Source organism: Niveispirillum fermenti, from assembly GCF_048066175.1.
Classification (GTDB): domain Bacteria; phylum Pseudomonadota; class Alphaproteobacteria; order Azospirillales; family Azospirillaceae; genus Niveispirillum; species Niveispirillum fermenti.
Genome location: NZ_JBLTXA010000008.1, coordinates 39,297 through 56,147 on the forward strand (window position 1 = coordinate 39,297; position 16,851 = coordinate 56,147).

At 66.1% G+C, this 16,851-nt stretch carries 15 protein-coding genes; 11 read left to right on the top strand and 4 right to left on the bottom strand.

Annotated elements, in window-relative coordinates:
• The first annotated feature begins 19 nt into the window (after positions 1–19).
• The 3 genes from ACM9LZ_RS10320 to hslO are packed head-to-tail and all read left to right on the top strand — an operon-like array spanning position 20 to position 3,071.
• Positions 20–1,192: an aspartate aminotransferase family protein gene (locus ACM9LZ_RS10320; protein ID WP_416619311.1), complete on the top strand. Its 1,173-nt coding sequence runs from the start codon at positions 20–22 to the stop codon at positions 1,190–1,192.
• The gene (argF, locus tag ACM9LZ_RS10325) at positions 1,189–2,103 is read left to right on the top strand and encodes an ornithine carbamoyltransferase (RefSeq protein ID WP_416619312.1); all 915 of its coding nucleotides are present in this window, start codon (positions 1,189–1,191) and stop codon (positions 2,101–2,103) included. Before ACM9LZ_RS10320 ends, argF begins: the two co-directional genes overlap by 4 nt.
• Positions 2,100–3,071, top strand: a complete 972-nt coding sequence (gene hslO / locus ACM9LZ_RS10330; RefSeq protein ID WP_416619313.1) for an Hsp33 family molecular chaperone HslO — start codon at positions 2,100–2,102, stop codon at positions 3,069–3,071. Before argF ends, hslO begins: the two co-directional genes overlap by 4 nt.
• A gap of 163 nt (positions 3,072–3,234) precedes the next feature.
• On the opposite strand, the gene ACM9LZ_RS10335 is transcribed toward hslO, so the two are convergent.
• A complete protein-coding gene (locus ACM9LZ_RS10335) occupies positions 3,235–3,501 on the bottom strand; it encodes a hypothetical protein (protein ID WP_416619314.1) in 267 nt (88 codons plus the stop codon).
• A gap of 544 nt (positions 3,502–4,045) precedes the next feature.
• On the opposite strand from ACM9LZ_RS10335, the gene dnaK reads away from it, so the two are divergent.
• The 4 genes from dnaK (at position 4,046) to trpS (ending at position 10,189) form a co-directional block, all read left to right on the top strand.
• Complete coding sequence (dnaK, locus tag ACM9LZ_RS10340) at positions 4,046–5,968, top strand: molecular chaperone DnaK (RefSeq protein ID WP_416619315.1); 1,923 nt, start codon at positions 4,046–4,048, stop codon at positions 5,966–5,968.
• A gap of 184 nt (positions 5,969–6,152) precedes the next feature.
• Positions 6,153–7,295, top strand: a complete 1,143-nt coding sequence (gene dnaJ, locus ACM9LZ_RS10345) for a molecular chaperone DnaJ (protein WP_416619316.1) — start codon at positions 6,153–6,155, stop codon at positions 7,293–7,295.
• Positions 7,296–7,464: 169 nt separating this feature from the next.
• On the top strand, positions 7,465–9,024 hold the full coding sequence (gene murJ, locus ACM9LZ_RS10350) for a murein biosynthesis integral membrane protein MurJ (RefSeq protein WP_416619317.1): 1,560 nt from the start codon (positions 7,465–7,467) through the stop codon (positions 9,022–9,024).
• Positions 9,025–9,187: 163 nt separating this feature from the next.
• On the top strand, positions 9,188–10,189 hold the full coding sequence (trpS, locus tag ACM9LZ_RS10355; RefSeq protein WP_416619318.1) for a tryptophan--tRNA ligase: 1,002 nt from the start codon (positions 9,188–9,190) through the stop codon (positions 10,187–10,189).
• Between the two features lie 69 nt (positions 10,190–10,258).
• Here trpS and ACM9LZ_RS10360 read toward each other — a convergent pair whose 3' ends face one another.
• Positions 10,259–10,798, bottom strand: a complete 540-nt coding sequence (locus tag ACM9LZ_RS10360) for an FxsA family protein (protein ID WP_416619319.1) — start codon at positions 10,796–10,798, stop codon at positions 10,259–10,261.
• Between the two features lie 101 nt (positions 10,799–10,899).
• On the opposite strand from ACM9LZ_RS10360, the gene ACM9LZ_RS10365 reads away from it, so the two are divergent.
• Positions 10,900–11,655, top strand: coding sequence for a Tim44/TimA family putative adaptor protein (locus ACM9LZ_RS10365; protein WP_416619320.1), 756 nt, complete (start codon positions 10,900–10,902; stop codon positions 11,653–11,655).
• A gap of 85 nt (positions 11,656–11,740) precedes the next feature.
• The gene (mltA, locus tag ACM9LZ_RS10370; protein WP_416619321.1) at positions 11,741–12,949 is read left to right on the top strand and encodes a murein transglycosylase A; all 1,209 of its coding nucleotides are present in this window, start codon (positions 11,741–11,743) and stop codon (positions 12,947–12,949) included.
• 197 nt (positions 12,950–13,146) lie between these two features.
• Here mltA and ACM9LZ_RS10375 read toward each other — a convergent pair whose 3' ends face one another.
• Entirely contained in the window at positions 13,147–14,184 is a 1,038-nt protein-coding gene (locus ACM9LZ_RS10375) for a DUF2125 domain-containing protein (protein ID WP_416619322.1), read from the bottom strand.
• A gap of 106 nt (positions 14,185–14,290) precedes the next feature.
• Between ACM9LZ_RS10375 and ACM9LZ_RS10380 the strand changes: the two genes are divergently transcribed.
• Positions 14,291–14,842 carry a gamma-glutamylcyclotransferase gene (locus tag ACM9LZ_RS10380; RefSeq protein ID WP_416619323.1) on the top strand — a complete coding sequence of 184 codons (552 nt, stop codon included), beginning with the start codon at positions 14,291–14,293 and terminating at the stop codon, positions 14,840–14,842.
• Positions 14,843–14,965: 123 nt separating this feature from the next.
• Positions 14,966–15,637 carry an MBL fold metallo-hydrolase gene (locus ACM9LZ_RS10385; RefSeq protein ID WP_416619324.1) on the top strand — a complete coding sequence of 224 codons (672 nt, stop codon included), beginning with the start codon at positions 14,966–14,968 and terminating at the stop codon, positions 15,635–15,637.
• Positions 15,638–15,787: 150 nt separating this feature from the next.
• On the opposite strand, the gene ACM9LZ_RS10390 is transcribed toward ACM9LZ_RS10385, so the two are convergent.
• Positions 15,788–16,381 (bottom strand): outer membrane protein, encoded by a 594-nt coding sequence (locus ACM9LZ_RS10390; RefSeq protein WP_416619325.1) that lies wholly within the window; start codon positions 16,379–16,381, stop codon positions 15,788–15,790.
• Between the last annotated feature and the right edge of the window lie 470 nt (positions 16,382–16,851).

The following is a 16,851-nucleotide window of genomic DNA, read 5'->3' on the forward strand; positions in this document are numbered from 1 at the left end:
GCTCAATGGAGTTGAGGCCGTGATCCCTGCCGTGATGCCCACCTATTCCCGCGTCGACATTGTGTTCGAGCGGGGTGAAGGCGCCCATATCTGGGATACGGACGGCCGACGATTCCTGGATTTCACCGCCGGCATCGCGGTGAACGCCCTGGGTCACGCGCATCCTTACCTGGTGCAGAAGCTGACCGAGCAGGCGGGCAAGCTCTGGCATACATCCAACCTGTTCCGCGTGGCGGGGCAGGAGCAGCTTGCCGGGCGGCTGACGGAACTGACCTTCGCCGACACGATGTTCTTCACCAATTCCGGGGTGGAAGCGTGGGAATGCGCCGTGAAGACGGTGCGTAAGTACCATCATGACACGGGCCATCCGGAAAAGACCCGCTTCATCGTGGTCGGCGGCGCCTTCCACGGCCGTTCCACCACAGCCATCGCCGCCGCCCGGTCGGAAAAGATGACGGGCGGATTCGGCCCGCTGCTGGATGCGTTCGACCAGGTCCCGTTCGAGAACCTGAACGAGTTGCGCGCCGCCATCACGCCGCAGACGGCCGGCATCATCGTGGAACCGATCCTGGGCGAAGGCGGCATCCGCGTCGCCAGCCCGGATTATCTGCGGGCGCTGCGCCAGGCGGCGGACGAGTTCGGCCTGCTGCTGGTCTTCGACGAAATCCAGACCGGCGTCGGGCGGACCGGCAAGCTGTTCGCCCATGAATGGGCGGATGTGGCGCCCGATGTCATGTGCATCGCCAAGGGCATCGGCGGCGGTTTTCCCGTCGGCGCCTGCCTGGTCAGCGAGAAGGCCGCCGCCGGCATGGTGCCCGGCACCCATGGCAGCACCTTCGGCGGCAATCCGCTGGCCATGGCTGTCGCCAACGCCGTGCTGGACGTGGTCACCGCCCCCGGCTTCCTGGAGAAGGTGGCGGAGACCGGCACCAGGCTGGAGGCCGCCCTGGCCGCCCTGGTGGCCCGCCATCCGGCCGTGCTGGCCGATGTGCGCGGCAAGGGCCTGATGCTGGGCCTGAAATGCGTCAAACCGAACGGGGACGTGGTGACGGCCCTGCGCCGCAACGGCCTGCTGGTCGTGCCCGCGGCGGATAATGTCATCCGCATCCTGCCGCCGCTGACCATCGGCGAGCCGGAAATCGCCGAAGCCGTCGCCATCATCGACAAGACCTGCCAGGAGCTGGCGCAATGACCATCGACAAGACCCCCCGCCATTTCCTGGACATCCACCGGCACAGCCTGGACGAACTGCGCGAGATGCTGGACCGCGCCGCCTTCATGAAGCGCGGCCAGGGATCGGAACGCCCGCTGCTGGGCAAGACGCTGGCGCTGATCTTCGAAAAGCCCAGCACGCGCACCCGCGTGTCGTTCGAGGTGGGGATGCGCCAGTTGGGCGGCGAGGTGATCTGCCTGACCGGCAAGGAAATCCAGCTTGGCCATGGCGAGACGATCGGCGACACGGCCCGCGTCCTGTCGCGCTATGTCGACATCATCATGCTGCGCACCGACCATGAGGCGAAGCTGCATGAAATGGCGGAGGCGGCGACCGTCCCCGTCATCAACGGCCTGACCGACAGCTCGCACCCCGTCCAGATCATGGCCGACATCCTGACCTACGAGGAACGCAAGGGCCCGATCAAGGATGCGGTCTTCTGCTGGACCGGCGATGCCAACAATGTCTGCGAAAGCCTGGTGCATGCCGCCGTGCTGTTCGATTTCGAACTGCGCATCGCCTGCCCGCCGGAATTGTCGCCCACCCACCAGACGCTGGAATGGATCAAGGCGCATAATGGCCGTGTCACCATCCACCGCGATGTGGAAACGGCCGCCGCCGGGGCCGATGCCATCGTCACCGACACCTGGGTGTCGATGCACAACAAGGATGCGCATCGCCGCCACAATCTGCTGAAGCCATACCAGGTCAACGAACGCATCATGGGCCTGGCGAAAAAAGACGCCATATTCATGCATTGTCTGCCCGCCCATCGCGAGGAAGAGGTGACGTCGGCCATCATCGACGGCCCGCAATCCGCGGTGTGGGACGAGGCGGAAAACCGCATGCACGCCCAGAAGGGCATCCTGACCTGGTGTCTGAACCGATGAATTCCGTACCCCCCGTGGCGGGCCAGCCCCGCCACGACACCGATGAAGTGACGGCCGAGTTCGATATCTGCCAGCCGTTCCAGCTGGACAGCAGCTCCTTCCGCGGGCGGCTGATCCGGCTGGGGCCGGCGCTGGACGAGATATTGACCCGCCATGCCTATCCGGAGGAACTGGCGCCGCTGCTGGCGGACACCATCCTGCTGGCGGCCACCCTGGCTTCCTCCCTGAAATATGACGGCATCTTCACCTTGCAGACCAAGGGTGACGGGCCCGTGGCCTATACGGTTGCCGACGTCACCTCCGTCGGCGATCTGCGCGGCTATGCCCGGGTTGATCTGGAACGGCTGGCCGAACAGCGCGGGCACAGGGGGTTCAAGCCCGACCTGGGCTCCCTTCTGGGGTCGGGCTATGTCGCCTTCACCGTGGACCAGGGCGAGCATACCGAGCGCTACCAGGGCATCGTGGAACTGCGCGGCGCCACCCTGGCCGAGGCCGTGCGCCATTATTTCCGGCAGAGCGAGCAACTGGCGGCCAGCATCAAGAGCTTCGTGGGCAAGGATGCCGACGGGCGCTGGGTGGGCGGGGCGATCATGCTGCAGGCCCTGCCGCCGGAGGATGCCGGTATCTTCACCGAGCATCAGGCCGGCGTGCGGGAAGAGGACTGGAACCGCGCCGGCCTGTTGCTGGACACAGTGACGGCGGATGAGCTGCTGAGCCCGACGCTTGGCGCCAATGAGCTGATCTACCGGCTGTTCCATGAGGAACAGCCCCGCATCCACCCGCGCACGGCCCTGCGGCCCGGCTGCCGCTGCTCCCGCGAGCGGGTGGGCGACGTGCTGCGCAGTCTGGACCGCGCCGAGCTGGATGACATGCGGATCGACGGGGTGGTGGCCGTGACGTGCGAGTTCTGCAACGCCACCTACGACTTCACCGACCAGGACCTGGACCGGCTCCACGCCGCCTTCTGACCGGCCTTCTGATATGTGGCATGACCCCGGCGTTCCGGCTCTCCCGGCCTGTCGCCGGGGTGATGCCCCCTCCCGGCATGTCGCCGGGGTGATGCCCCCTCCCGGCATGTCGCCGGGGTGATGCCAGCGTCACCGGCACATCGTCACCGGCATATTGCGTCAGTCAGCAGGTGCCCGCCACCTTGCGCCGCGCGAGATCGCCCATTTCCGGGGGGGCCGCCCGCATCAGCCGCTTGCGCCGGGCACGGGCTGCGTCGTCGGCGGCCAGAACGGCCAGCGCCAGGAACTCGGCAAGATCCTCCATCTGTCCCCGCTTCGCTTCCTGGACCAGGCTTTCCAGGCAGCGGCGGATGGCCAATGCCGTTTCCGGTCCGCCTTCCTCTGCGGCCGCCAGGGTGGAACTGTCGAAATCTTCCGTTAAACAGCTCATGATCCCAAGCCCCCACAAGCAATTATCGGCATATGCCGCATCATTTGATCTTGTTAGGGATGACATTAGACCGTTTCCGGAGGGAAAGGGATATGTAAACGTATTAATATTTTGAATTAATAAATATACACCACCTTAGGCAGTACATATGCTGGTTCAACTGGCTGTAAGATGTCTTTCACAACTATTGGCGTTGGATGATTATTTAAAGTGCGCGATAAAAGGGCATTGCCTTCCCGCAACGCCGGTCCATCGGAAGGGTAGGGAGGTGCTTACCCCTTCCGGACAGGGCGAATCGAAAGGATACGTGCGCACGGAAAGGCAGCCCTGCCGTAAACTGTGAACTTGGGATGAAGGCAGGACAGTTGCGCATGGTCGCGGGCCTGCCTATATCTGCTGTGCGTCGGCATGGAAGGTCTTCCGGTGCCGGCTGGGTTCCCCGGCCAGGGATGGCCGGACCCGGCAGTCAGAACCATTGGGGACCATATCGCGGTGCCGGAGGGCATTTGGGCCGCGGGCGGTCTGCCGGAAAAGAGAGGTCGTCATGAGCAAGGTTATCGGTATCGATCTGGGCACCACCAATTCCTGCGTGGCCGTGATGGAAGGCACGCAGGCCAAGGTTATCGAGAATACGGAAGGTGCCCGCACCACGCCGTCCATGGTCGCCTTCACCCAGAGCGGTGAACGGCTGACGGGACAGCCCGCGAAGCGCCAGGCCGTCACCAACCCGGACAATACGCTGTTCGCCATCAAGCGCCTGATCGGGCGCCGCTATGACGACCCGGTGACGAAGAAGGACAGCGCCCTTGTTCCTTACAAGATCGTGTCGGGCGGCAATGGCGATGCCTGGGTCGAGGCGCAGGGCGACAAGTACAGCCCCAGCCAGGTCAGCGCCTTCATCCTGCAGAAGATGAAGGAAACGGCCGAGGCGTATCTGGGCGAGAAGGTCACCCAGGCCGTGATCACCGTTCCGGCCTATTTCAACGACAGCCAGCGCCAGGCCACCAAGGATGCCGGCAAGATCGCCGGTCTGGAAGTGCTGCGCATCATCAACGAGCCGACGGCCGCCGCACTGGCCTATGGCATGGAAAAGAAGGGCGCCGGCACCATTGCCGTGTACGACCTTGGCGGCGGCACGTTCGACGTGTCGATCCTGGAAATCGGTGATGGCGTGTTCGAGGTGAAGTCCACGAACGGCGACACGTTCCTGGGCGGTGAGGATTTCGACAGCAAGATCATCGATTACCTGGCAGAGGAGTTCCAGAAGGAGCAGGGCATCGACCTGCGCAAGGATCGGCTGGCCCTGCAGCGCCTGAAGGAAGCCGCGGAAAAGGCCAAGATCGAGCTGTCCTCCTCCGTTCAGACGGAAGTCAACCTGCCCTTCATCACGGCCGATGCATCCGGCCCGAAGCACCTGAACATCAAGCTGACCCGCGCCAAGCTGGAAGCCCTGGTGGATGATCTGGTGCGCCGCACCGTCGGCCCCTGCCAGGCGGCCCTGAAGGATGCCGGCCTGAAGGCGTCGGAAGTGGACGAGGTGATCCTGGTCGGCGGCATGACCCGCATGCCCAAGATCATCGAGACCGTGAAGCAGATTTTCGGCAAGGAGCCGAACCGCGGCGTGAATCCCGACGAGGTGGTGGCCGTCGGTGCCGCCATCCAGGGTGGGGTCCTGAAGGGCGACGTCAAGGACGTGCTGCTGCTGGACGTCACCCCGCTGTCGCTGGGTATCGAGACGCTGGGTGGCGTCTTCACCCGCCTGATCGACCGCAACACGACCATCCCGACCAAGAAGTCCCAGGTGTTCTCCACGGCGGAGGACAACCAGTCGGCCGTGACCATCCGCGTCTTCCAGGGTGAGCGCGAAATGGCCGCGGACAACAAGATGCTGGGCCAGTTCGACCTGATGGGCATCCCGTCCGCCCCCCGCGGCGTCCCGCAGATCGAGGTGACCTTCGACATCGATGCGAACGGCATCGTCAATGTCGGCGCCAAGGACAAGGCCACCGGCAAGGAGCAGGTGATCCGCATCCAGGCGTCGGGCGGCCTGTCGGACGCCGATATCCAGAAGATGGTCAAGGATGCCGAGGAGCATGCGGCCGAAGACAAGAAGCGCAAGGAACTGGTGGAAGCCAGGAACCATGCCGACGGTCTGGTCCATTCCACCGAACGCACCCTGAAGGACAATGAGGACAAGATCTCCCCGTCCGACAAGGCCGCGGTGGAAACCGCCATCGCCGACCTGAAGGCCGCGATGGGGGGGGATGACGCCGCGGAGATCAAGGCCAAGACCGACGCGCTGGCCCAGGCCAGCATGAAGGTGGGCGAGGCCCTGTACAAGGCCGGCCAGGAAGACGGCGCCGCCGAGAATGGTCCGCAGGCATCTGCCGGCGACGATGACGCGGCCGGTGGCGACAAGGTCGTGGACGCCGACTTCGAGGAAGTCGACGACCGCAAGAAGAACTGATGACCTGACCCCCGACGGGGGCGGGACCGCCGGTCCGGAACATGTGCGGGCCCGCCCGGTTTCCCCGGGCGGGCCTGTTGCATGGCAGGCACCGGCGTGGAATTGTGAGGATTGGCTTCAGGTCCGGGGGCTGCGCCTGTGACAGGGCGGCCGGATCGGATGCGAGAAGGAACAGAGGCCACCCATGTCCAAGCGCGACTATTACGAAGTTCTCGGCGTTGCCAAGTCCGCCAACGCCGATGAGCTGAAGAAGGCGTACCGCAAGCTGGCCATGCAGTACCACCCGGACCGCAACCAGGGTGACAAGACGGCCGAGCAGAAGTTCAAGGAAATCAACGAAGCCTATGATTGCCTGAAGGACGAGCAGAAGCGCGCCGCCTATGACCGGTTCGGCCATGCCGCGTTCGAGGGCGGTGGCGGCGGGCGGCCCGGTGCGGGGCCCGGCGGCTTCGATTTCGGCGGCGGCTTTGCCGACATCTTCGACGAGATGTTCGGGGAGTTCATGGGCCGTGGCGGCCGTGGCGGCCAGACCAACAACCGCGGCGCGGACTTGCGCTATAACCTGGAAATCAGCCTGGAGGACGCCTTCAAGGGCTCCGCCACGCAGGTGCGCGTGCCGACCAGCGTCATGTGCGATCCCTGCGGCGGGTCCGGGGCGGAGACGGGCAGCAGCCCCACCACCTGCGGCACCTGCAACGGGGCGGGCAAGGTACGGGCCCAGCAGGGCTTCTTCACCATCGAGCGTTCCTGCCCCACCTGCGGCGGGGCCGGCCGGGTGATCAAGGACCCCTGCCGCCATTGCGGCGGCCAGGGCCGCGTGCGCAAGGAGAAGACCCTGCAGGTCACGATCCCGGCCGGCGTGGAGGATGGCACCCGCATCCGCCTGGCCGGGGAGGGAGAGGCGGGGCTGCGTGGCGGCACGCCGGGCGATCTCTATATCTTCCTGTCGATCAGCCCGCACCGGTTCTTCCAGCGCGATGGCGCCAACCTGCATTGCCGCGTGCCCATCCCCATGACGACGGCGGCCCTGGGCGGCACGATCGAGGTACCGACCATCGATGGCAGCCGCGCCAAGGTGAACGTGCCCGGCGGCACGCAGACGGGCCATCAGTTCCGCCTGAAATCCAAGGGCATGAGCGTTCTGCGCAGCCCGGCGCGGGGGGACATGTACATCAATGTGATGGTCGAGACGCCCGTGAACCTGACCAAGCGCCAGCAGGAATTGCTGCGGGAGTTTGAGAAGGAAGCCGCCGAGAAGGGCCACAATCCCGAGTCGGAGGGGTTCTTCGCCAAGGTCAAGGAACTCTGGGCCGACCTGAAGGATTGAGGGCGGGGAGCTTCCTTCCTCCAATCATCAACCGTCACCCCGGTGAAGGCCGGGGTCCAGTTTGCCAGGCACCATGCTTCACGATACTGGACCCCGGGCCTTCGCCGGGGTGACGGTCTCAAGGGCTGAAACGGTGCATTTCCATCGCACCGGAGCCTGAGCGACCCCCATGAACTTTGCCCGCGCCATCGCCACCGTCGGCGGCATCACCATGGTCAGCCGCGTGCTGGGCTTCGTGCGCGACATGCTGATGGCCCGCTATCTGGGCACGGGCATGGCGGCCGATGCGTTCTTCGTCGCCTTCCGCCTGCCCAACCTGTTCCGGTCCTTGTTTGCTGAGGGCGCCTTCACGGCCGCCTTCCTGCCCCTGTTCAGCGGCACGCTGGAAAAGGAGGGGCAGGACAGCGCGCGCGGCCTGGCGGAGGAGGCATTGGCCATCATGGTCATTGTCTTGATGGTTTTCTCAATCATCATGGCGATTTCCATGCCCTGGGTCGTGGCCGTACTGGCCACGGGCTTTACCGATGATCCGGCACAATTCCGGCTTGCCATCTCTCTTTCCTATATCACTTTTCCCTATCTGGCGCTGATTTCTCTGACGGCGCTTCTTGGATCAATACTCAATGCCGTCGGGCGGTTCGGGCCTTTCGCGGCGGCGCCAGTGCTGCTGAACGTCATCCAGATTTCCGGCCTGCTGCTGTCGCGGCCGCTGGGGGTGGAGGCGCACTGGATGCTGGCCTATGGCGTGCCTGTGGCCGGTCTGGCCCAGCTTGCCTGGATGATCCTGGCCTGCCGGCGGGCCGGCATGGGGCTGGCGCTGCGCCGGCCGCGCCTGACGCCGCGGGTGAAGCGGCTGTTCGCCCTGCTGGCGCCGGGCATTCTGGGGGCCGGCGTCTATCAGTTCAACCTGCTGATCGGCACGAACCTGGCCTCCTGGCTGCCGACCGGTGCCGTATCCTACCTGCAATATGCCGACCGGCTGAACCAGTTGCCCATGTCGGTGATCGGCGTTGCCGTGGGCACGGCCCTGCTGCCGCTCCTGTCCCGGCAGATGGCGGCGGGGGACCATGATGGTGCGAAGGCCAGCCTGTCGCGCGGGCTGGAATTCGCCGGCCTGCTGGGCCTGCCGGCCACCGTGGCCCTGCTGGCCATTCCCGGGCCGCTGATCCATGTGCTGTTCGAGGGCGGGGCCTTCACGGCCGAGGCGACGGCGGCCACGGCGGCGGCCCTGCAGGCCTATGCCATCGGCATTCCGGCCTTCATCACGGCCAAGATCCTGTCTTCCGCCTATTTCGCGCGCCAGGACACGAAGGGGCCCGTGCGTATCGCCATCGTCGTCCTGCTGGGCAATATCGCCGTCTCGCTGGCCCTGATCGGGCCGCTGGGCCATGTGGGGCTGGCGCTGGCACCGGGCCTGACGGCTTGGCTGAACGTGGCGCTGTTGGCCATCGGTCTGCGTCGGCGGGGGTTGCTGGCGCTGGATGCGCGGCTGACCGCGCGGCTGTGGCGCATGGGCGTGGCGGCCGCCGGGCTGGCGGTGGCGGGCTGGGGCCTGGCCCGCCTGCTGCATCCGTGGCTTTATGACGGGCAGGGGCTGGTCAAGGTGGCGGCCCTGGCGCTCATCGTCACGGGCGCGTCGGTCACCTATTTCGCGCTGTGCTTCCTGCTGGGGGCGGCGCGCCCGGCAGAGATCAGGGGGCTGCTGCGGCGGGGTGGCGCAAAACCCTGACATCGGAAATCCTGACATCGGGATGATGGCGGACCGGCCGGCGGGTCGCGGTCACCAGGACTGCGCAGCCATCCACCTCCCGCCGCTTGACCGGGCATCGGCTGGCACGCGATACAGGCTCCCCGGCATTTCGCCTTCCACAAGCGAGCATTCGAGAATAGCGATGACCCTTATCTTCTCCGGCATGCAGCCGACCCGCCAGCTCCATCTCGGCAATTATCTGGGCGCGCTGAAGAACTGGGTGAAGCTGCAGCATGATGCGCAGGCCATCTTCTGCGTGGTCGACATGCATGCCATGACCATCGCCCACGACCCGGAAACCCTGCGGTCCAACATCCGCGAGGTCGCGGCGGCCTATATCGCCGCCGGCATCGATCCGGAGAAGAACATCCTGTTCAATCAGTCGGCCGTGCCGGGACATGCCGAACTGAACTGGATATTGACCTGCCATACACCGCTGGGCTGGCTGAACCGCATGACCCAGTTCAAGGAGAAGGCGGGCAAGCAGAAGGACAATGCCGTCCTGGGTCTTTACGCCTATCCCGTGCTGATGGCGGCCGACATCCTGCTGTACAAGGCCACGCATGTGCCGGTGGGCGAGGACCAGAAGCAGCATCTGGAACTGGCCCGGGACATCGCCGGCGCCTTCAACCGCTATTACAAGGCGGACGATTTCTTCCCCCTGCCGGAACCGCAGATCCTGGGCGAGGCGACGCGCGTCATGAGCCTGCGCGACGGCACCAAGAAGATGTCCAAGTCCGACGAGAGCGAGTACAGCCGCATCAACCTGACCGATGATGCCGACACGATCGCCCTGAAGATCCGCAAGGCCAAGACCGATCCGGAACCGCTGCCGTCGGCGGCCGAGGGGCTGGAAGGCCGGCCGGAGGCCGCCAATCTGGTGACGATCTATGCCGCCCTGTCGGACACGACGAAGGCCGCCGTGCTGTCGGAATTCGGCGGGCAGCAGTTCAGCGCCTTCAAGGGGGCGCTGGCTGATCTGGCCGTTGCTAGGCTGGCCCCCATCGCCGGTGAGATGAACCGCCTGCTGGGTGACCGGGCCGAACTGGACCGGCTGCTGAAGCGCGGGGCGGAGCGTGCGGGCGAGATCGCCGGCCGCACCATGAACGAGGTGAAGGATCTGGTCGGTCTGGTCCGCTTCTGAACAAGGCCTCCCATCGGGCCGAAGAAGGCGCGGGTTCCCACCCCGGGACCCGCGCCTTTCTTTTGCGCGTCAGGTGGGGGAACCGGGGGGACGCCACTTGCTGTCGGGTGGGGGCAGCTCACCGGCCCTGTCGCCGATGACGGGGGCGCCATCCACCGGGGCGCCATCGCCGCCTTCCGGCCGGGAGACATCCTGGAAATCGCCGTCGATGATGGTGGTGCGGCCGGGGGCGGGGCGGGGCCGGACGGGGGCGCCGTTCACCTCCATGAAGATGGTCATGCGCGACAGAAGCGCCCGCCGCACCCCCGGAATGAACAGGATCAGGGCCAGAAGGTCGGTGAAGAAGCCGGGGATCACCAGCAGGATGCCGGCAAAGGCGAAGCACAGCCCGTCGAACATCTCCCGCATGGGCGCCACCTCGCCCGTCTGCAGGCCGATCTGGGCCCGGCGCACGCCTTCCAGCCCCTGGCGCTGGATCAGCAGCACCCCGACAATGCCCGACAGCACGACGAGCAGCACCGTGCTCACCGCGCCCACCTGGGACCCGACCCAGGCGAAACCGGCAATCTCGATCAGGGGCAACAGGAGTAATGGCACCAGGAAACGCATGGCTGTCCTTGCTCTTTACGGATTGAGGGCCTATCTAACGAACAGGCTTCGTTAATGGTAGCGCCCGGACGGACGGATGGCGAGGACCGCCTGACTGTCAGATGGGGATCGCACCGGGCCGTGTGCAAGGGCAGATATTGGGTGATGCGATGGGTGCCGTCTGGCTGGAAATTCTGATTTTCGGGATGGTCGCGGCGTTCTTCATTTATCGCCTGCGCAATGTCCTTGGCCGCCGCCATGGGGAGGAGCGGGAACGCCCCAATCCGTTCGCCCAGCGCAATGACAGCTCGTCGACGGGACCCACCGTCAATGGCCCGGACAGCGACAATGTCATTCCGCTGCCGCCGCGCAGCCGCGACGGGGCGGAGGGAGAGCCCCTGCCGGCCGATCCGTCGGGGCCCGTGTCGCTGGTCGATGGCCTGCGCCTGATCCGTGCGGCCGACCCGGATTTCAACGAGCGCACCTTCCTGCAGGGCGCGCGCGCGGCATTCGAAATGATCGTCAACGCCTATGCCCAGGGTGATACACCGACGCTGCGGCCGCTGCTGGCCGATGATGTCTATGACCGGTTCGCCGGCGCCATCCGCGACCGTCAGGCCGCGGGGGAGACGCTGGAAAGCCGTATCCACAGCTTCGAGGCGGTCGACCTGTCGGCCGCCCGGATGGAAGGGCGCACGGCGCTGTGTACCGTCACCTTCACGACGCGCCAGACCCATGTCACCCGCGATGCGCAGGGCAATATCGTCGACGGGGACGAGAACCAGCCCGAGGAAGTGACGGATATCTGGACCTTCAGCCGCAATACCCGTTCCGGCGACCCGAACTGGCTGCTCAGCGAAACGCGCAGCGGCGGTTGACGGGGGCTGTCAGCGAACCGATCTTCCAGGGCGCCCCCTTGCGGGCGCCCTTTTCATTGTGCGCACCGACCACAGGCCGCCATCGATGCATCGTTCCATCTCCCGTATCGCCGCCATCCTTGCCCTTGCCCTGCTGGCCGCCTGCGCCCAGCCGCCCCGCCTGCCGGCGGTTCCGGCACCGGAACCCGAAAAGCCGCCGGCCCGTCTGGTGCTGCATCCCGCCAGCTTCGCCGAACTGCCAGGCTGGACGGCTGACCGGCAGGCGGATGCCCTGCCAGCCCTGCTGAAATCCTGCGAGCGGCTGGGAAGGCAGCCCGCGGATCGCGCGCTGGGACCCGACGGGGCCATGGGCCGGATCGGCGACTGGACGGCGCCCTGTGCCGCCCTGGCCCGGTTGCCGGCCGGTGATCATGCCGCTGCGCGCCAGGTGCTGGAAAGCCTGTTCCAGCCCTGGGCAGCCAGCGACAATGGTGCTGCCGAGGGACTGTTCACGGGCTATTACGAAAGCGCGCTGCGCGGTTCCTTCCGCCGCCAGGGCCGCTATCAGACCCCGCTCTACAAGCGGCCGGGCGATCTTGTGATGGTCGACCTGGGCGAATTCCGGCCCAACCTGAAGGGGGAGCGTATCGCCGGCCGGGTCGTGAACGGGCAGTTGAAGCCCTTCGCCGACCGCAAGGCGATCGAGGGCGGGGCCCTGGCGGGCCGCAACCTGGAACTGCTCTATGTCGATGACCCGGTGGATGCCTTCTTTGTCCAGATACAGGGTTCGGGCCGCGTGACGCTGCCTGACGGCAGCCAGATCCGCATCGGTTATGACGGTCAGAACGGGCACCCTTATGTCGCCATCGGCCGCGAACTGGTGGCGCGCGGTGCGCTGACCCGCGAGGAAGTGTCCATGCAATCCATCCGCGCCTGGCTGGAGGCCCATCCGGGCGAGGCCAAGGCGCTGCTGGACACCAACCCGTCCTTCGTCTTCTTCCGCCAGTTGGAAGGGGAGGGGCCGGTGGGTGCGCAGGGCGTGGCCCTGACGCCGGGCCGGTCGCTGGCCGTGGACCGCAGCTTCATCGCCTATGGCGTGCCCGTCTGGCTGGAGGCACAGGACCCGCTGGCGGCCGACACCCGCATCCGCCGCCTGATGGTGGCACAGGATACGGGCGGGGCCATCCGCGGCCCGGTGCGCGGCGATGTGTTCTGGGGCCACGGTCCGGAAGCCGAGCAGCGCGCCGGCCTCATGAAAAGCCAGGGCCGCTACTGGCTGCTGCTGCCCCGTGGCGTCACTCCGCCGCTGGGGTGATGCGGCGGCCGCCGCTGCGCCCTTCGTGCGGCGTAGCCAAACCATCGCACGGATCAGCTGAATCCGACATACAAGGGGCATCCATGATTGATGGTACACCCAAATGACCAGAGAATCCCCGAAATCTCTTGTTTAAGTATCTGAAAATAAAGGAAAATATGAGGTCTCTACCGGGATTCTCTGAGGGGAGCGGCATATCAATCCCATGACAGGGGCGGCACTGTCGCCACCGGGATCGGGCCGATGAACAGCTTGCTTTCCTGCAGGCTGACGGGCACGGCCACGGCATGCCGCCCGTCGACGGTCCGCCGCGCCATCATGCCCAGGGCCGCCTTGACGGCGTCGCCCTGACCTGCTTCCAGGCTGCCGTTTCGAACCATCATGTCGACCAGGGCGTCGCTGCCCGACAGTTCGGCCGTGCCGGCCCCTTCGGGCTGCAGGGTGCGGTCCAGGGCCAGCGTGCCCTCCATCCGCATGTCGATCCCGCTCCACAACAGGCGCAGGGCCAGGATTTCAAGGGTTCCGCCCCCATCGCGCCAGGCCGCCAGTCCCGCCGCACCGGGCCCGGCGGGCAGGGGGCCGCGCGGTTCGAAGGACAGGGCGATCTGGTCGACCCGGCGGCCCAGCGGGGCCGGCACGGCGCCCGGCAGGTCCAGCCCCAGGATCAGCAGGCTGGTCCGGCCCTGCGGATCGGTCGGGCCGGCCGGTGCCCTCAAAGGGGCTGTCCAGGTGACGGTCGCGGCGGCCGCTGCCAGGGGACCCAGATCGCCGGCGGCGGCCGTGTGCGGCTGTTCCAGCATCAAGGTGGCGGACCGGATTTGCCCGCCGGTGCCCAGCATCAGTGCGCCCGTCAGGCCGGCGGCCTGACCCGCCACGGGCGCGTGGCGGGAAGACCCCGCCAGGTCCAGCCGCACCGGGCCCTTGCCGGCCAGTTTGATATCCGAAGGTGCCCAGGCCCAGGCCGTCAGTTCCAGCGGCCCGCTCTCCACCACGGTGCCGCTGGGCCATTGCGCCCGCATGCCCGCCAGCCGCACTGTCAGGTGCAGGGGGAAGCCCTCCACCACCGGGTCCCCCAGGGCCAGCACCACGCCCTGTCCGGCCAGCGCCTGTTCGGGGGCGGTGGCCAGCGCGGTGCGCAGCCGGCCGGCGGCCGTGGCCCAGAAGGCCGTATAGGCCAGCAGCAGCAGGATGGCCACTGACAGGGCCAGGAACAACGGGCGGTAACGGCGCAGCATGGCGGTGATTCCGTTGGCGAAAGGTTGATCGGCATCAAGGGCGGTTCCGCCCGCCGCCGGCTTGCGGTACCATTTTGCGATTGCGAGATGGAACCGGCAACCTGGAATGAACGACACGGCCCCCATTCCCGATTTCGACCACCCGCCCGGTGCGGACCTGTGGGTCTTCGCCTATGGTTCCTTGATGTGGAATCCGGGCTTCGCCTTCGTGGAACAGCGTGAAGGGCTGCTGCGGGGCTGGCACCGGGGTTTCTGCATCTACAGCCACCAGCATCGCGGCACGCCCGAACGGCCGGGGGCCGTGCTGGGGCTGGACCGGGGCGGGTCCTGCCGGGGCCGCGTCTATCGCGTGGCGGGCGACGCGGTGCCGGGCGTGCTGGATTATCTGTGGCAGCGGGAAATGGCCTACAGCGTCTATATCCCCCGCCGGCTGCGGGTCGGCACGCAAGGGGGCGATGTGCAGGCCCTGGCTTTCACGGCCAACCCACGGCACGAACAGTATTGCGGCCGGCTGGGCCTGGATGGCACGGCGGCGCTGATCCGCCAGGGGGTCGGCATGTCCGGCCGCAATATCGATTATCTGACCAGCCTGATCGATCATCTGGCGCAACTGGGCATCCGCGACCGGGGCCTGGGCGAACTGGCGGCCCGGGTGTGATAATTTGTGTGATGCCTTGTGTGATAGCGGGCGTGATGCGGGATGACGTGGTTGACAAGCCGGGGTGCCGGATGTCACCCACGCATCCGGTGCTGAAATCCATATGGCGGAAGGCGTGAAGGAATGAGTGCGACACCCCCGATGAAGGCTGTGATCATTCCGGTCACCCCGTTCCAGCAGAATTGCTCCATCATCTGGTGTACGCGCACGTTGCGCGCCGCCGTGATCGACCCCGGCGGCGGGGTGGACCAGATCCGCCAGGCCGTGGCCAAGAACGGGCTGACCGTCGAGCGCATCCTGGTCACCCACGGGCATGTGGACCATGCGGCGGCCGTGGCCGACCTGCAGGATGCGCTGGGCGTGCCCGTGGAAGGTCCGGCCATCGAGGATAATTACTGGATCATCGCGCTGAAGGACCACGGGGCCGGCTATGGCATGCCCTATGCCCGTCCCTTCACGCCCGACCGCTGGCTGGTGGAAGGCGACAGCGTCACGGTGGGGGACCTGACCCTGCAGGTCTTCCATTGCCCCGGCCACACGCCCGGCCATGTCGTGTTCTTCCACGAGCCGTCGCGGTTCGCCATTGTCGGCGATGTGATCTTCGAAGGGTCGATCGGCCGCACGGACTTTCCCGGCGGGAACATGGATGACCTGATCCGGTCCATCCGCGAAAAGCTGTTCCCGCTGGGCGATGACATCACGTTCCTGCCGGGTCATGGCGGCCTGTCCACCTTCGGGCGCGAGCGGCAATCCAACCCCTATGTCGGGGACCGGGCCGTGGCCGGCCGGGGTTGACGGGTGCGGGCCGGCCAAGCGGATGATGTAAAAACCCCCGGCGCCTGGGGATTGGCGCCGGGGGCTTGAAAAGGGCAGGTCCGTTGAGGGCGTTACCGGGCCTGCCCTGGCGTGCCGCCCGGTGTGGGGAGCGGGCGGGACGGGGGCTCGTCAGAACCGGTAGGCGACGCCGACGCGGATCTGGTTCTCATCGAACCTGGTCTTGTCATAGTCCGTGTAGTTGTATTCCACGCGGGCCAGGACATTCTGCGTCAGGGCATATTCCAGACCACCACCCAGGCGCAGCCCGTCCAGCGTGTCATCGGCCTTGATGCGGGTGGCGCCGGAGCCGACCGAAACCTCATAATTGGTCCGCTGCCAGCCGACGCGGCCGTAAAGCAGGGCGTCATTGCTGATCAGATAGCCGGCACGGGCCGAGATGCCGTAGCTTTCATTCATCGACAGCGAGGTCGGCAGGCCGGCAACGGTGCCCTTGCCCGAGATGTCGGCGCTGCCCAGGTCGATTTCACCGCCCAGATAAAAGCTGTCGAAGGTCTTGCCATAGCCGGCATAGGCACCATACAGCCAGCCGTCGCTGTCGAACTTGGCATTCGCGGCGCCGGAGGCGGCCGAAGCGTTATTGTCGGTGTAGCCGGTATAGGCGCCGACATAGGCCCCATCGAAGGGCGACTGCGCCAGCGACGGAGCGGCGCCAACGGCGACCAGAGCAACACCACCAAGCAGAGCAGAAGCAATACGGGACATTTATTTCTCCATTCAGGTTTCCAGTGACACAGCTTTCCTGTGGCGCCAATTCATGGCGCATTCCTGGAACCACTTTCTTCACTCGTTATTGCAATTGTGGCGATTTCTTGTTTGAAACCTAGCCACGTCATCGCGGTGAAGACTGTTTAGCCGAACTTGAACGGTGTTCGATGTGCGTTTCATCACACAAGCCATGCGATGAAAACATGGAGGCCATGGCGAGGCCTTCATCTTGAAATCGAAATGGGAACGGCCTATGGCGCCGGTTTTTCACGCCGGCCCCAACATTCATCGGCTTGGCTACCCCGCACGAGCGGCGCGGCCGCGGTCGCCGCCGGACCAACGCGCGATGCGTTCTCCTCATCGCGAGTTGGCATACCACTCTTGTACGGCGCTACCTTCGCGGCACCGGGCGAAAAGGAAAAGGCCGGCGCCCCTGTTCGGGCCGCCGGCCTTTTCCGATATCCCGT

Excerpts from the sequence above, each read along its gene's own strand:
- ACM9LZ_RS10380 (WP_416619323.1), top strand. The coding sequence starts at position 14,291 with ATGAACGACACGGCCCCCATTCCCGATTTCGACCACCCGCCCGGTGCG.
- dnaJ (WP_416619316.1), top strand. The coding sequence starts at position 6,153 with ATGTCCAAGCGCGACTATTACGAAGTTCTCGGCGTTGCCAAGTCCGCC.
- ACM9LZ_RS10360 (WP_416619319.1), bottom strand. The coding sequence starts at position 10,798 with ATGCGTTTCCTGGTGCCATTACTCCTGTTGCCCCTGATCGAGATTGCC.
- ACM9LZ_RS10365 (WP_416619320.1), top strand. The coding sequence starts at position 10,900 with ATGGGGATCGCACCGGGCCGTGTGCAAGGGCAGATATTGGGTGATGCG.
- ACM9LZ_RS10375 (WP_416619322.1), bottom strand. The coding sequence starts at position 14,184 with ATGCTGCGCCGTTACCGCCCGTTGTTCCTGGCCCTGTCAGTGGCCATC.
- dnaK (WP_416619315.1), top strand. The coding sequence starts at position 4,046 with ATGAGCAAGGTTATCGGTATCGATCTGGGCACCACCAATTCCTGCGTG.
- hslO (WP_416619313.1), top strand. The coding sequence starts at position 2,100 with ATGAATTCCGTACCCCCCGTGGCGGGCCAGCCCCGCCACGACACCGAT.
- ACM9LZ_RS10335 (WP_416619314.1), bottom strand. The coding sequence starts at position 3,501 with ATGAGCTGTTTAACGGAAGATTTCGACAGTTCCACCCTGGCGGCCGCA.
- trpS (WP_416619318.1), top strand. The coding sequence starts at position 9,188 with ATGACCCTTATCTTCTCCGGCATGCAGCCGACCCGCCAGCTCCATCTC.
- ACM9LZ_RS10385 (WP_416619324.1), top strand. The coding sequence starts at position 14,966 with ATGAGTGCGACACCCCCGATGAAGGCTGTGATCATTCCGGTCACCCCG.
- murJ (WP_416619317.1), top strand. The coding sequence starts at position 7,465 with ATGAACTTTGCCCGCGCCATCGCCACCGTCGGCGGCATCACCATGGTC.
- argF (WP_416619312.1), top strand. The coding sequence starts at position 1,189 with ATGACCATCGACAAGACCCCCCGCCATTTCCTGGACATCCACCGGCAC.
- ACM9LZ_RS10390 (WP_416619325.1), bottom strand. The coding sequence starts at position 16,381 with ATGTCCCGTATTGCTTCTGCTCTGCTTGGTGGTGTTGCTCTGGTCGCC.
- mltA (WP_416619321.1), top strand. The coding sequence starts at position 11,741 with ATGCATCGTTCCATCTCCCGTATCGCCGCCATCCTTGCCCTTGCCCTG.